The organism is Psychrobacter sp. DAB_AL32B (assembly GCF_002224105.1).
GTDB lineage: Bacteria > Pseudomonadota > Gammaproteobacteria > Pseudomonadales > Moraxellaceae > Psychrobacter.
Genome location: NZ_NEXU01000201.1, coordinates 1 through 257, shown reverse-complemented (window position 1 = coordinate 257; position 257 = coordinate 1). Strand labels below are relative to the sequence as shown.

At 51.0% G+C, this 257-nt stretch carries 2 tRNA genes; both read right to left on the bottom strand.

Annotated features, from left to right (window positions below):
* Positions 1-49: 49 nt before the first annotated feature.
* Positions 50-126 (bottom strand) — tRNA-Asp (locus CAN34_RS13945).
* Between the two features lie 55 nt (positions 127-181).
* Positions 182-257 (bottom strand) — tRNA-Val (locus CAN34_RS13940).

Below are 257 nucleotides of genomic sequence, written 5' to 3'. Positions count from 1 at the left end.
TTTGAGGCGAAACTTGCTTAAACTCGAGAGTTTAAATTCGTTTTAAATATGGCGCAGCGGACGGGACTCGAACCCGCGACCCCCGGCGTGACAGGCCGGTATTCTAACCAACTGAACTACCGCTGCTTAGGTCGTTTTTAGCGTCTTGCCCTTATAAATAGAGCCCACTTCGCTAAAAGAGTGGTGGGTGATGACGGATTCGAACCGCCGACATTCTGCGTGTAAGGCAGACGCTCTACCAACTGAGCTAATCACCC